At 71.1% G+C, this 13375-nt stretch carries 13 protein-coding genes; 3 read left to right on the top strand and 10 right to left on the bottom strand.

Annotated elements, in window-relative coordinates; genetic code table 11:
* Positions 1-55 precede the first annotated feature (55 nt).
* The 5 genes from manA to FFT09_RS13370 all read right to left on the bottom strand — a co-directional run bounded on the left by manA (position 56) and on the right by FFT09_RS13370 (position 4519).
* Positions 56-1294 carry a mannose-6-phosphate isomerase, class I gene (gene manA, locus FFT09_RS13390; RefSeq protein ID WP_024874862.1) on the bottom strand — a complete coding sequence of 413 codons (1239 nt, stop codon included), beginning with the start codon at positions 1292-1294 and terminating at the stop codon, positions 56-58.
* A 47-nt stretch (positions 1295-1341) separates the two neighbouring features.
* Complete coding sequence (locus tag FFT09_RS13385) at positions 1342-2430, bottom strand: SIS domain-containing protein (RefSeq protein WP_138382891.1); 1089 nt, start codon at positions 2428-2430, stop codon at positions 1342-1344.
* Positions 2420-2668 carry a Trm112 family protein gene (locus FFT09_RS13380; RefSeq protein WP_138382890.1) on the bottom strand — a complete coding sequence of 83 codons (249 nt, stop codon included), beginning with the start codon at positions 2666-2668 and terminating at the stop codon, positions 2420-2422. The genes FFT09_RS13385 and FFT09_RS13380 overlap by 11 nt, the downstream gene beginning before the upstream one ends.
* Before the next feature lie 50 nt (positions 2669-2718).
* On the bottom strand, positions 2719-4074 hold the full coding sequence (locus FFT09_RS13375) for a phosphomannomutase/phosphoglucomutase (protein WP_081191453.1): 1356 nt from the start codon (positions 4072-4074) through the stop codon (positions 2719-2721).
* A gap of 79 nt (positions 4075-4153) precedes the next feature.
* On the bottom strand, positions 4154-4519 hold the full coding sequence (locus FFT09_RS13370) for a DUF3499 domain-containing protein (protein WP_081191454.1): 366 nt from the start codon (positions 4517-4519) through the stop codon (positions 4154-4156).
* A 93-nt stretch (positions 4520-4612) separates the two neighbouring features.
* Between FFT09_RS13370 and FFT09_RS13365 the strand changes: the two genes are divergently transcribed.
* Positions 4613-5074, top strand: coding sequence for a metallopeptidase family protein (locus FFT09_RS13365; RefSeq protein WP_024874867.1), 462 nt, complete (start codon positions 4613-4615; stop codon positions 5072-5074).
* Here the strand turns inward: FFT09_RS13365 and FFT09_RS13360 are convergent.
* Both FFT09_RS13360 and FFT09_RS13355 read right to left on the bottom strand, forming a co-directional pair.
* Positions 5035-7629: a hypothetical protein gene (locus FFT09_RS13360; protein ID WP_138382889.1), complete on the bottom strand. Its 2595-nt coding sequence runs from the start codon at positions 7627-7629 to the stop codon at positions 5035-5037. The two genes, FFT09_RS13365 and FFT09_RS13360, sit on opposite strands and share 40 nt — an antisense overlap.
* A gap of 61 nt (positions 7630-7690) precedes the next feature.
* On the bottom strand, positions 7691-8017 hold the full coding sequence (locus FFT09_RS13355; protein ID WP_024874869.1) for a WhiB family transcriptional regulator: 327 nt from the start codon (positions 8015-8017) through the stop codon (positions 7691-7693).
* 241 nt (positions 8018-8258) lie between these two features.
* On the opposite strand from FFT09_RS13355, the gene FFT09_RS13350 reads away from it, so the two are divergent.
* Positions 8259-9029 carry a site-2 protease family protein gene (locus FFT09_RS13350; RefSeq protein WP_024874870.1) on the top strand — a complete coding sequence of 257 codons (771 nt, stop codon included), beginning with the start codon at positions 8259-8261 and terminating at the stop codon, positions 9027-9029.
* On the opposite strand, the gene FFT09_RS13345 is transcribed toward FFT09_RS13350, so the two are convergent.
* Positions 9013-9405, bottom strand: a complete 393-nt coding sequence (locus FFT09_RS13345; protein ID WP_051473296.1) for a hypothetical protein — start codon at positions 9403-9405, stop codon at positions 9013-9015. The genes FFT09_RS13350 and FFT09_RS13345 overlap by 17 nt on opposite strands.
* A gap of 74 nt (positions 9406-9479) precedes the next feature.
* Entirely contained in the window at positions 9480-10283 is an 804-nt protein-coding gene (gene mshB, locus FFT09_RS13340) for an N-acetyl-1-D-myo-inositol-2-amino-2-deoxy-alpha-D-glucopyranoside deacetylase (RefSeq protein WP_081191456.1), read from the bottom strand.
* Between the two features lie 141 nt (positions 10284-10424).
* On the opposite strand from mshB, the gene FFT09_RS13335 reads away from it, so the two are divergent.
* Positions 10425-12200, top strand: a complete 1776-nt coding sequence (locus FFT09_RS13335; protein WP_081191457.1) for an ABC transporter ATP-binding protein — start codon at positions 10425-10427, stop codon at positions 12198-12200.
* Positions 12201-12442: 242 nt separating this feature from the next.
* Here FFT09_RS13335 and FFT09_RS13330 read toward each other — a convergent pair whose 3' ends face one another.
* Entirely contained in the window at positions 12443-13375 is a 933-nt protein-coding gene (locus FFT09_RS13330) for an ABC transporter permease (RefSeq protein WP_081191458.1), read from the bottom strand.

Genomic DNA, 13375 nt, shown 5'->3' with positions numbered 1-13375 from the left:
GACGCAGACCGAAACGACGACCCGGACGCCACTGACCAGCACCGGGACAAATCGGTCACGCGCAGGTGCCCGCGGTGGCCCGGAACAGCCGGGCGGGACCGGCGACGGGACGCACGCGCACCGCGGGATCGCAGGCGGGCAACCACACCGACTCGCCGCGCCGCAACTCCACCTTCGACCCGTCCTCCGAGCAGAGCAGCAGCTCCCCCTCCGTGCACAGCAGGATCTCGGGGCCCGGTGCCCCCAACCAGACCTCGTCCCGGTCGTCGGCGGCCCACTCGACGCGGGAGAGTTCGAACTCGGGCGCGTCGGTGCGATACAACGCCACCCGCCCCTGCGAGCTCGCCCACTCACCGTCGAGCACAGGCATGTCACCGCAGGCGAAGTCGACCACCCGCAGCAGTTCGGGAACGTCCACGTGTTTCGGCGTCAGCCCGCACCGCAGGATGTTGTCGGAGTTGGCGAGAATCTCCACCGCCGTGCCGTGCAGGTAGAGATGCAGGTTTCCGGCGGGCAGGTAGAGCGCCTCGCCCGCGCTCAGCGTGAGCCGGTTGAGCAACAACGCGGCCAGCACACCGGCATCGCGCGGATGCGCCTCCCCCAGCTCCAGCACGGTCCTGCACTCCGTGTCGAACTCACCGTGCTCCTTGATGTGCCGCACGCAGGCGTCCAGTACCTCCGGCAGCAGTTGGTCCAGCGTCGGCTGCGGCATGGTGATCAACGTCGTGAACAGCGTGCGCAGCCCGTCCGGGTCCGGCTGGCCCGCCAGCAGCTCCGTGTACTTCGTCAGGCCGGGCGTGTCGAGGGCCCGCAGCAGTCGCACCGTGTGCCTCGGCTCGCGGAACCCGGCGAGCGCGTGGAACTCGGTCAGCGCGCACACGAGCTCGGGTTTGGCCGTGGAGTCCGGGTAGTTGCGGTTGGGGGCGTCCCTGGCGATACCGGCCGCCTCCTCGCGCGCCCAGCCCTCCGCCGCCTGCTCCGCCGACGGATGCGCCTGCATCGACAGCGGCTCCTCGACGGCGAGAATCTTCAGCAGGAACGGCAACCGCCCGCCCCAACGGCGCGCGCACCGCTGACCGAGCTGACCCACCGGATCGCCCTCCACCAGGTCGAGGAGGCTGCGCTCGGTGCCGTCCTGGCCCACGACCCGCGACGGGTCGCCCGGATGCGCGCCCATCCACAGTTCCGCCTCGGGATGCGGCGCGGGGACCGGTCTCCCCAGCAGTTCCGGGATCGTGGTCCTGGAGCCCCACGCATAGGGCCGGACTGCGTTACGCAGCAGTTCCACGGTCAACTCAACTCCTCGCCGGCCGATGCCCGGCCTGTCCTCGTGTGCTGGCGCTACGCCGTCGCGGGCGCGACGCGGCCGGCTCCCCCGATCGTTCCAGCGGCAAGTCCGAGGTAGAGAGCCGCGAGGTCGAACCGCAGTGCGAGCACGGCCGCGCGGCCGGCGTCGTCGGCCGAGATCTCCTCCGCGGGTGCCAGCAGGTCCGCCGACGGCAACGCCTCCTGCGCGTGGTGGCGGGCATGGTCGGCCGCCTGGCCCGCGACGACGGCCAGCAGCACGGCCCGCACCGGGTTGTCGCCGGTGCGCTCCTCCGGGTCGGCGAAGATCGAGTGATCACCGGACACCTCCGTGGCGGCTCGCCGCAGCGCGGGCCTCGCCAGCGCCTGCCGGTAGGGCGCCGCGTCGGCCACCACGGCGGCGTGGGCGGCCAGCGCGAACGCACCGTGGCGTGCCACCGCCACAGCCACCGGGTCCAGCCCCCACAGCAGCGGGACGTGATCGGCCATCCGCAACGCCAGTGACTTGGCCGGGTTCACGAACGACTCGTGGCCAGGGTGTCCCCGCTCGGCCTCGTTGTCCAGCCGGTCGGCGAGAGCGGCGATGTCCGCGGACGCCAGCCCCACGGTGTTGGCCGTCAGCAGGCCCGCCGCGAGCGCCCTCGGCAGCACCAGCTCCGGTGGAACGGGGACGCGCGGTGCCAGGACGATGCCCCGGCCCGCCACCGACGACGCGACGGGCCCGTCGGGCGGAGCGGAGAGGACCACACCGGCGCCGTAGCGGGCGGCCCGCTCCAGCGACAGCGCGAGTTCCTGGTCGTAGGGGTCGTCGGTGTGCGCGAAGACCACGTCGAGCGCCCCCACCCAACCCGGCACGACGTCGCTGGTCACGACCGGCACGGGCCCGGCGGGCGCCACGAGGGAGTACAGCAGGTGCGCGGCGCTCTGCCCCGCACCGGGCCGGGTCACGATCACGAACGAGCGAGGCCGGTTGCCGTCGAGCCGGGCACCCAGCTCCAGTTCCTCCGCCACCTCCGCGGTGGCACGGACCTGGGCTCCCGCCATCGCGGCCGCTCTGAGCAGCCCGCCACCGTCGGCCTCGGTCAGCCGCGCCGGGTCGTCGAGCAGGCTGTCGTCAAGCACCATCGGACGTGGACTTCTCGGCGTCGGGAGGCACGTCGGAGGACGCGGACTCGTCCGCGATGACGGCCTCGTCCAGCAGTAGGACGGGAATGCCGTCACGCACCTCGTACACCCGCCCGCACGACGTGCAGGTCAGCGCGTCGGCCTCCGGGTCCTCCGGCGTCCCCGGAGTCAGCGGGGCGTGGTCAGGCGCGGGGCACGCGAGGATGTCCAGCAACTGTGAATCGAGCGTGACGGCCATACTTCCTCTTTACCACTAGCGACGTACGGGGGCGTCCTGCCGACCGGCGATCAGGCGCGGACCAGAGCGAGGACGTCGTCGGTCAGTGCACGCATCGCGGCCTCGTCGGGTGCCTCGACGTTGAGCCGGAGCAACGGCTCCGTGTTGGACGCACGGAGATTGAACCAGCCGGCGCTGCCCAGGTCGACCGTGAGCCCGTCGAGTTCGTCGAGCTCCACGCCCTCCCGGCCCGCGTAGGCGGCCCTGACCGCGGCGAGGCGGCCCTCCTGGTCGGCCACCGTCGAGTTGATCTCGCCGGAGGCGACGTAGCGGCTGTAGTCGGCGGTCAGTGCGGACAGCGGGCCTTCCTGTTCACCGAGCGCGGCCAGCACGTGCAGCGCGGCGAGCATGCCGGTGTCGGCACGCCAGAAGTCGCGGAAGTAGTAGTGCGCGGAGTGCTCACCACCGAAGATCGCGCCGGTCTGAGCCATCGTCTCCTTGATGAAGGAGTGCCCCACCCGCGTGCGCACCGGCGTGCCACCGTGCTCGGCCACGATCTCCGGGACGGCCTTCGACGTGATGAGGTTGTGGATGACAGTGGCGCCCGGCTCTTTGGCCAGCTCCCGCACCGCCACCAGCGCGGTGATGGCACTGGGTGGCACCGGGTCGCCGTTGGCGTCGACGACGAAGCAGCGGTCCGCGTCGCCGTCGAACGCCAGTCCGATGTCGGCGCCGACCTCGCGTACCTTGGCCTGCAGGTCGACGATGTTCGCGGGGTCGAGCGGGTTGGCCTCGTGGTTGGGGAACGTGCCGTCGAGTTCGAAGTACAGCGGCACGATCTCGAACGGCAGCCCCTCGAACACGTGCGGCACGGTGAGCCCGCCCATCCCGTTGCCCGCGTCGACCACGATCTTCAACGGGCGGCTGGCGCTGAGGTCCACCAGCGAGTGCAGGTGGCGGACGTAGTCGGCCAGCACGTCCCGCTCGGTGACGGACCCGGCCTGGCCCTCGAACGCGGGAACGCCGTGCTCCACCGTGTCCCTGATCTCGGCGAGCCCCGACTCCTGGCCCACCGGGGCGGCGCCCGCGCGGCACAGCTTGATGCCGTTGTACTGCGCGGGGTTGTGGCTGGCTGTGAACATGGCGCCCGGCATGTTGAGCGAGCCCGACGCGAAGTAGAGCTCGTCGGTACTGGCGAGGCCGATCGACACCACGTCGAGCCCCTGGGAGGTCACGCCCCTGGCGAACGCCTTCGCGAGGCCGGGCGAGGAGTCGCGCATGTCGTGGCCGATCACCACCGACGGCGAGTCGGGCTTGATGAGCAGGGCGAAGGCGGCACCGAAGTCGGTGACCAGCTCCTCGGTCAGCTCCTCCCCGACGACTCCCCGGATGTCGTAGGCCTTCACGATGGCCGACAGGTCTGACACGCCTCTCCCCGATCGTCTCCGATGTAGGCTCTCGCAAGCCTCGATACCCGCAGGGAAGCCTACCGACACGTCCGGACGGTCAGGTGCGGCCCGGCAGGACTCGCAGGTGTCCCCGCCTGCCCTGCCCCGTCCGGGGCTCGTCCGTGGATTCGGTGGGGGGCGCGGGACGGTCGGTGCGACCGGCTTCGCGCACGGCCTCGGCCAGGGCCGTCAGCTCGTCACTGGAGGGTTCCGGTTCGGCGAACTCACCCTCGTGCCGGACGACCTCCCAGCCCTTGGGCGCTGTGAGCCGCAGGGCATGAGCCTCGCAGAGGTCGTACGAATGGGGCTCCGACGCCGTGGCCAGCGGACCGACCACCGCGGTGGAGTCGCTGTAGGCGTAGGTCAGCGTCGCGACAGCGGGTTCGAGGCAACCCGTCCGCGAACACTTTCGCACGCTCCGCACAGTTGCTCACCATAGCCTGTGAGTCGCATCGCGTGCCGCCGACACACCGACACCGTGCTGACGGCTCGGCGGCGTAGGCTTCCTCACGTGGCTATGGCGAGAGACTCGCGACAGCGGCAGCGGTTCCGCCGTGATCGGCACGGCCGTGGTCTGCGGGGGCCGCTGTTCCCGTCCACGGTCCCCGCCGCGTCGAGCAGGGCGGAGAAGTTCGATTCGCTCGTGCTGGACGCCCTGGAGCCCATCGAGGCCCGGTGGCGCCACGACCTGACCGAACTCGACGTGGCGGTGGACGAGGTTCCCGAGGTCCGCATGGAGATCCCGTCGGCGCAGGTCGACGGTGTCCTGCTCGACGGGAGAGTCCCGCTGTCCCGCCTGGTCCCCGCGGGCGTCGACCGCAACGGGCTGCCCACCCGGGCGCGGATCGTGCTCTACCGCCGCCCGCTGGAGGCCAGGGCCAAGGAGCCCACCGAACTTTCCGAACTCGTCCACGACGTGCTCGTGGAGCAGGTGGCCAACTACCTGGGTGTGGAACCGGACATCATCGACGGTGGCTGACGGCGGCCGACGGCGGCTGACGACCCCCGCACCCGCCGCACCGACGGCGCCGCCGTCAGCACGGTGAACAGCACGACCGCGAGCTGGCCGAGCAGCAGCAGGTCGCGCCGGTTCCGGTCGAACACCACCGTCACCTCGGCGGTCTCCGGCCCCACGGCGACCGCTATCTGCGAATCCCAGGCGAGCACGATCGGCGCGGGCTCCCCGTCCACCGTGGCTCGCCACCCCGGCTCGTGCGCCGCCGCGATGACCAGCAACCGCCCTTCGGGCCCCTCGGAGACCCGCACGCCGATGTCCGGCGGGGCCGCGTCCACCGCCACCGCGGCCGGTGGCGTCATCAGCTCCGGGTCGGGGGTTCTGCCGCTCACGGACCGCCGTGCCTGCTCCGACGAGATCAGCGTCGCCGTTCCCGCGGTCGGGGTCAGCCGTAGCACCGCGCGCCCGTCTCCGGTGGGCGGAGCCTCGGCGACGAGGTCACCGGCGCGCGCACGGAGCTCACGGCCGTCGTGACCTTCGGGCAGCACCACCGCGAGGACGCCCGAGGCCGCCGCCGACGTCAGCGCCGAGGTGACCGCCTCGGACGAACCGGAACGGAGCTGTTCCTGCCACGTGGCCAGCCGGGCGGCCGCGGCGGGTGTGGCGACGAGCGCGTCGTCTCCGAACCGCGGGGGCCGTCCCGTGCTCAGCCGGGGCGCGGCTCCCACCACATCCGGATCGCCGAGAACGAGCACCGCCCTCGCGCTGCCGGCCAGCTCCGCGTGCAGCGCGCCCGGCAGCGGGAACCGCGCCTGCCCCAGGGGGCCGTCCTGCCCGGCGAACACCGCACCGGTCAGCAGCGCCAGCAGGCCCAGGGCCACCGGCACCGAGCGGAGGGAGGGCGTGGGCATGGGCATGGACGTGGGCGTGGACGTGGGCGACATCGCCAGGCCCACGCACAACAGCAGCCCCGTACCCACGATCAGCAGCGGCACCCCCGCGAAGCCGGGCATCGGCTCCCCGCCCCGCGCCGGGGTCACCTCCACCCAGTTCACGACGGCGGTGCTGACGATGCCCAGCGCCACCAGCGCGCCCGGAAGCAGCAGGCGCGCCGACGGCCGGATCAGCATCGCGACCACGGCGGCCAGTAGCACGACGACGCCCACCGGAACGGCTCCCGGCCCGCCCGGGTCGAGCCCGAACAGTTCGACGACGCCCGGCTCGGCCGTCGCAGGCCCGTTGACGCCGTGCAGCACGAGCGCGGGGCCGCGCACCAGCGCGGGCAGCCACGGCAGCAGCAGCGCGGGCGGCACAAGGACGAGGACGGCGAGCGACCCGGCTCTGGCACGGGGACGGTCGGCGGCAGGGCGGGGCGCCACGAGGAAGAGCAGGACGGCGCCCGCGGGCACCACGAGCAGCAGGAGCGGGGCGAACGATGCGCCCACCGCCGTTCCGAGCGCGCAGGCCGCGCTGATGCTCAGCCAGCGCGGGCGAGGCACGTCGTGGGCCACCGCGACGATCCCGGCCACCAGCAGGGGCAGCAGCACGTGGACCACCACCACCTCGACCCGGCCCTGGGCCGCGGCGGCGGTAGCCGGCGGGAGCAGGGCGTAGGCCGCCGCGAGCGCGGCCCGGGACCATCGGCGACATCGCCGCGGCTTCAAGCGCCGGGCGGCCGCATACGCCGACAGCCCGGCCAACGGCACGCCGCAGAGGAGCAGCAATGCCACCAGCGCCTGCGGACCGCCGAGCGGCGCCAGTGGCGCTCCCAGCACACCCAGCACCGCCAGGGCCGCCGGTGCGCCGCTCGCCGTTCCGCCCGCGACGCCGTGCCAGGCGGCGAGGTAGCCGTCCCAGACGGCACCGAGGTCGCCGACGGGAAGCAGAGCGCCCCCGGCGAGGTCAAGGCTCAGTCGGTCGGCGTGGACGACGAGTGCCACCACCGCGAGCGCGGCCCCCAGCAGGGCGGGCGCGACCCACGCCACGGGCGCGGTGTCCTCATGCGCCCCCGAGGCGGACGCGGACCGCCGCATCCGCGCGTCCGGAACGCAGAGCTGCGGATCGGGGACACCCTCCGCGTCGAAGGTGGCCGTGGCCAGTAGCGTGCCGTCGAGCAGGGCGCCCGCATCCGAGTCCGTACCGAGCCGGGGTGCGAGGGCGGTCGCCGACGGGACGTGCCCGGCCACCCTGAGCAGGGCCGCGAGACAGTCCGGCTCGGGCACGCGGTCGTCGCGCACCAGCCACAGCCAGTCGCCGACATCGCCCCAGCGCGCCCGGGCGTGCCGGACCGCGTGGGCCACCAGCTCGGCGTCACCGGTCCCGGCCGCGACTGCGACCACCGCTTCGGAGCCGTCGGAGCAGTCGGAGCCCTCGGCGTCGTCCGTACCGCCGGGAGACGCCTCCGGCTCCGAGTGCGGCTCCGAGCGCGGCACTGTCACCACAAGCACGTGCCGGGGCCGTACCGAACCGCGCCGCAACGCCCTGATCACCGAGGGTGACCCACCGCGTCCAGCGCGGCACACCACGATGGCGAGGACGGGTACGGCACGGGCCGGTGAGGGGAGGAGCGCGGACGGCACATGCTCTCCACGTCGGAGATGATCGGCGGACGCTCACTCCAACGAGTGACCCGCGCGCGGGTCACACGGCGCGCTTCTTCAACTTCCGCCGCTCCCGCTCGGACAGACCGCCCCAGATACCGAAGCGCTCGTCGTGCGCGAGCGCGTACTCCAGACAGTCGTCCTTCACCTCACAGACCTGGCAGATCCGCTTGGCCTCCCGGGTCGAGCCCCCCTTCTCCGGGAAGAACGCCTCTGGATCGGTCTGCGAGCACAGGGCGCGCTCCTGCCAATCCTGTTCGTCCGTGACGTCGAGGAGGTCGGTGAGCACACCCAGCTCCTCCTCCGGGTGTCCACCCCACTCCACGACGTTCCCCCAACCTGCTGTTCCACTGATCTCCAGCCGCACGTCCGCCTCCTCGCTTTCACGCACTCCCAGGGCCGGCGGTACTGGATGCCCCCACTGCCCCCCTTTTAAGACAGCGAAATGACATCAATGTGATTACACCCGTGTAGTGCGGCCGGGTCAAGCGGAGTAACAAGGTTGGGGGATACTTGCGGCGGCGTGCGCAAGTGGACACGCCGACAGCGCAGTGACCGGTTTCGCCGAAGTTCGCCCCTCGGGTGAACGGAGAGGACACCCGAGACCCGTGCAACGCTCCGTCGTCCGCCCCAGTCTGCTCTTCTACGCGCTCCTCGGCATCACCGTCGCGGGCGGCCTGCTCACCACGACGATGTCGGTGGACGAGCTGCTCGATCGGCCCGTACTCGGCACGCTCGGCATGTTCCTGCTCGTCATCGGCGGGTGGGCCGTGTCGCTCACCCTGCACGAGTTCGGTCACGCCCTCGTCGCGTACAAGGGCGGCGACCACGAGGTCGCGGCCAAGGGCTACCTCTCGATGGACATCCGCCGCTACACGGACCCGGTCCTCTCCCTGGTGCTGCCACTGATCATCCTCGCGGTCGGCGGCATCCCGCTGCCCGGAGGCGCGGTGTGGATCAACCGCTGGGCACTGCGGTCGAGGTCGGTCTCGTCGTGGGTCTCGCTGGCGGGGCCGCTGAGCAACCTCGCGCTCGGCGTGCTGCTCACCGCGCTCGTGGCCACCGTGTCGATGCCGCTGGGCCTGCTCGCGGGCCTGTCGTACCTCGCCTCGCTACAGATCCTCGCGTTCGTCATCAACATTCTGCCGGTCCCGGGCCTGGACGGCTTCGGCGCGATCGAGCCGTACCTGTCGCCGAAGGCGCGGGAGTTCGGCGCGAAGGCGCGGCCGTGGGCTCCGTTGATCCTGTTCGCGCTGATCATCGGCGTCCCGGGTGTGAGCACCGTGCTCTGGCAGCTCACCGACTCCGTGTTCGCCGCGGTGGGCGGCGACTCGTTCGCGGCGGCCGTCGGTCAGTACGTGTTCATGTTCTGGCGGTGACCGGACCCCCGGCCCCGGACGCGGCCGTCCTGGCGAGCGAGCCGCCCAGCACCACCGCGGCGGGCAGCGCGCCCCCGGCGAGCAGCAGGAGCGCCCGCCAGTCCACCAGCAGCACGGTGTCGCCGCCGGGCCCCTGGACCCCGAGCACCAGCAACGTCACCAGCCACACCAGCAGCGGAACCATGCCGAGCCTGCGCGAGCCGACCCGCTCCCCCGCCAGGACCAGCAGCGGGGTGGTGACCACCGCCACCAGCACGCTGAGGGGAAAGGGCGCGTCGCCCACCTGCGGCAGCACCACCCCGTCGAGCCGCAACGGAAGGTAGAACAGCTCGACCGTCGCGAGCAGGACGGCGTCCACGACGAGCAGGAGCAGCATCGGCCAGTCGAGCCGCTTCGGCCTTCCGACGGCCTCGATCGGCGGTGCCAGCGGGGACCTCGTGGTCGCCACGTTCACAACCCCCCGAACAGATCCGACTCCGCGCCCGGCGCCTGGCCGTGGACGAGCACGTAGTATTCGGTGTCGCTCACGGGCTGGGCGAGGTCGTTCGACAGCGCGAAGCAGTCCGGCCCCACCGTCACCTGAGTGCGATGCGCGGCCAGCGCCGCGAACTTCGCGTCTCGGTACGCACCGATGTCCACGCGCGTGGTGATCTCGGAGTCCGGTGTGGCCGGCAACTCGGTGTCGTCGGGAACCCGGAACGGGATCTCCCGCTCGCGCAGCTCCGCGAGCCCCAGTGCCGTCGCCCGCGCCGAGGCGACCGTGTGGAACAGCCTGCGGACGGCCGGAGCCCGCCGCACCGCCGCCGTCGCGATCTCGTGAGCGCGGATGTGGTCGGGATGCCCGTAGCCGCCGTGGGCGTCGTAGGTCACGACCACCTCGGGGCGCACTTCGTCGAACACCGTCAGCAACTGATCCACCTGTTCGGACAACGCTCCGCGCACGAGCGCACGCGGATGGTCGTTGGCGGCCACCCCGGCCATGCCCGAGTCGCGCCAGCGGCCCGCCCCGCCCAGGAAACGGTGCCCGGACCAGCCCAGGGCCGTGCCCGCCGCCGCGAGTTCGCCGATCCGGTAGCCGCCGAGCTGGTCGGCGGCCCACGCGCCGAGCTGGTCGAGCTCGGGCGGAATGATCTCACCCTCCTCACCGAGAGTGCAGGTCACGACTGTGACATCCGCCCCCTCGGCCGCGTAGCGGGCAATGGTGCCGCCCGTCGTGATGCTCTCGTCGTCGGGGTGTGCGTGAACGAACAACACCCTGCGGCCATCTACCGAGGTCACAACTTAAGATTAGTTCGTTCGTACCGTCCCCACACCGGCGCATCTCCACTATCCTCGCGCCGAGTCACAACCACACATCGTCGTGACATCCCCAAACTCCCTCACGAAGGGCTTCTGGTGAGCGTAGAAGCAGCATCGCCGAACTCGGCGGACACGTCGGAATCCGTGCTGTCCATTTCGGATCTGAAGATCACCTTCTCGACCGAGGACGGCGTCGTCGAAGCGGTCAAGGGCATCGGATTCGACGTCGCGCCCGGTGAGATTCTGGCGATCGTCGGGGAGTCCGGGTCGGGCAAGTCCGTCACCTCGATGTCGGTTCCGGGGCTGCTGCCCAAGACCGCGAAGATCGATGGCGGTCGCACGCTCGGCGGCACCGACCTGAGCGGGATGACGACCAAGCAGCTGCGCAAGCACCGCGGCAACGACGTTGCCATGATCTTCCAGGAGCCCATGACGGCCCTGAACCCGATGTACACCGTCGGCTGGCAGGTCCGGGAAGCACTGAGGGCGCACCAGGACATCTCCAAGCAGGCCGCCGACGCGCGTGCCGTGGAGCTGCTCGAACTCGTCGGCATTCCCGACCCGGCCAAGCGATTCAAGCAGTACCCGCACCAGCTCTCGGGCGGTCTGCGGCAGCGGGTGGTCATCGCCATCGCGATCGCGTGCGACCCCAAGGTCATCATCGCCGACGAGCCCACCACGGCGCTCGATGTCACGGTGCAGGCCGAGATTCTGGCGCTGCTGCGAGAACTGCGGGACCGGCTCAACACCGCGATCGTGCTGATCACACACGACATGGGCGTCGTGGCCGACCTGGCCGACCGGGTGGTCGTGATGTATCAGGGCGAGATCGTGGAGCAGGCGCCGGTACACGAACTGTTCGAGAATCCGCGGCAGGACTACACCAAGCGACTGCTCGCGGCCGTTCCCGTGCTCGGGCAGCGGCCCGAGGGACAGCGACTGCTGGAGGACTCGCCGCGCGCCACCGTCGAGGAGTCGAAGACCGACGAGGCGCTGCGCAAGGCCCACGAGGAACTCGCGCCGCGGCTCGACCACAACGCCCCCGCGCTGGCCATCAAGGACCTCGTGCTGGAGTTCCCCGGCAGGGGCAAGCAGGGCAAGGTCAAGGCGGTCAACAACGTGTCGCTGGAGATCCAGCGTGGCGAGATCCTGGGCCTCGTCGGCGAGTCGGGTTCCGGCAAGTCGACGGTGGGCCGGTGCGCGATCCGCCTGCTGAAGCCCACCTCGGGCAGCGTGTCGATCGCGGGCAGCGACATCACCTCGATGTCGTACAAGAAGCTGCGGCCGTTGCGCCGCTACTTCTCCATCGTCTTCCAGGACCCGGCGTCCACTCTGGACCCGAAGATGACGATCGGTGAGTCCGTCGCCGAGCCGCTGGTGCTGCACAAGATCCTGGCGGGTAAGCAGCTCACCGACCGCGTGACCGACCTGCTCGACAAGGTGCAGCTGTCGGGCCACTACCGCAACCGTTACCCGCACGAGCTCTCCGGCGGGCAGCGGCAGCGCGTCGCCATCGCCCGCGCGCTGGCGTTGGAGCCGAAGCTGCTGATCGCCGACGAGCCGACGTCGGCACTGGACGTGTCGGTGCAGGCCCGCGTGCTGGATCTGTTCCTGGACCTGCAACAACACCTGCGGTTCGCCTGCCTGTTCATCAGCCACGACCTCGCGGTGGTCGACCTGCTCGCCGACCGGGTCGCCGTGATGCAGCGCGGCAAACTCGTCGAGGTCGGCACGCGGGAGCAGGTGCTGCACGCGCCGCAACAGGACTACACCAAGCGCCTGCTCTCGGCGGCACCGGTCGCCGACCCGGTGCTGCAGGCCGAGCGCAGGCGCGCGTGGGAGGAAGGCCGCGTCGCTCCGGTCAAGGACTGAAGCGAAACCCCACAGCCCGAGTCCGAAGGGGACGGCACCGAACGGTGCCGTCCCCTTCGCTGTCATCGTGTCCTCAGGTGAGGTAGCCGTGTCCGCACTTCCCGTAGTCGTGTCCGCATCGCACGGTGCGGACACGACTACGCAGACTGCGGACACAGCTACGTGGGCTGCGGACACGGCAGCGGGGGCGCCACCGTGCGTGGTGACGCCCCCGCTGCCCTGCCGTTGTGGTTCGTGGTCTCCTACGCCTTGACCTTGCGTTGCCTCGGGTCGAAGGCGTCGCGCAGCCCGTCACCGATGAAGTTGATCGACAAGGAGATCAGCACCAGCACGACGAACGGGCCGAAAAACAGCCACGGCCGTCCGGTCATCTGCGCGTAGTTCTCCGAGATGACGCGGCCCAGCGACGTGTCCGGCGGCTTCACACCGAGCCCGATGAACGACAGCGCCGCCTCGGCCAGCACCGCCTGCGCGACGGCGAGCGTGGCGTTCACGGTGATGGTGCCGACCATGTTGGGCACGAGGTGCTTGAACACGACGCGGCCCGTGCCCGCACCCGACGCTCGCGCGGCCTCGATGAACTCCCGCTGCGACAGCGACATCGCCTCGGCTCGGGTGATGCGGGCCACCGGCATCCACATGAACGCGGCGAGCACCACCGCGACCACCCACCAGCTGCCGCTGAACACCTTGACCAGGATCGCGGCGGCCGCGATCGCCGGGATGATCAGGAACAGGTCGGTGATCCGGGAGATGGCCGAGTCGACGAACCCGCCCATGAATCCGGCGAACGCACCGAAGACGACACCGATGAACGTGCCCACCAGAGCCACGGTGAGCGCGATGATCAGCGAGTACTGGGTGCCCTGCAGGATCTGCGACACCATGTCCTTGCCGACCTGGGTGGTGCCCAGCGGATGCTCGGCGGTCGGTTCCGAGAACGACGGGAACGACGAGTCCCAGTAGCTGTGCGGCCAGAAGAGCGGCATGAGCACCGTGACCAGCGTGATGAGCAGCAGCATCCCCACGCTGAACATCGCGAGCTTGTGCCGCAGGAACTTCCGCAGCACGAGCGCGCCCTGGCTGCGCGGCTCCGGCAGCGCCTCGGTGCCGAGCTCACCTTCGGGAATCGGTGGCTTGCCACCGGTCTCAGCACCGGTCACAAGCGAGTTCAT

This window comes from Saccharomonospora piscinae, from assembly GCF_005862235.1.
In the GTDB taxonomy this organism is placed as follows: Bacteria; Actinomycetota; Actinomycetes; order Mycobacteriales; family Pseudonocardiaceae; genus Saccharomonospora; species Saccharomonospora piscinae.
The sequence above is the reverse complement of the archived record's forward strand: the minus strand, read 5'-3'. Positions and strand labels throughout refer to the sequence as shown.

Excerpts from the sequence above, each read along its gene's own strand:
- FFT09_RS13385 (WP_138382891.1), bottom strand. The coding sequence starts at position 2,430 with ATGGTGCTTGACGACAGCCTGCTCGACGACCCGGCGCGGCTGACCGAG.
- FFT09_RS13330 (WP_081191458.1), bottom strand. The coding sequence starts at position 13,375 with ATGAACTCGCTTGTGACCGGTGCTGAGACCGGTGGCAAGCCACCGATT.
- FFT09_RS13365 (WP_024874867.1), top strand. The coding sequence starts at position 4,613 with ATGGCGAGAGACTCGCGACAGCGGCAGCGGTTCCGCCGTGATCGGCAC.
- FFT09_RS13380 (WP_138382890.1), bottom strand. The coding sequence starts at position 2,668 with ATGGCCGTCACGCTCGATTCACAGTTGCTGGACATCCTCGCGTGCCCC.
- FFT09_RS13345 (WP_051473296.1), bottom strand. The coding sequence starts at position 9,405 with ATGCTGCTCCTGCTCGTCGTGGACGCCGTCCTGCTCGCGACGGTCGAG.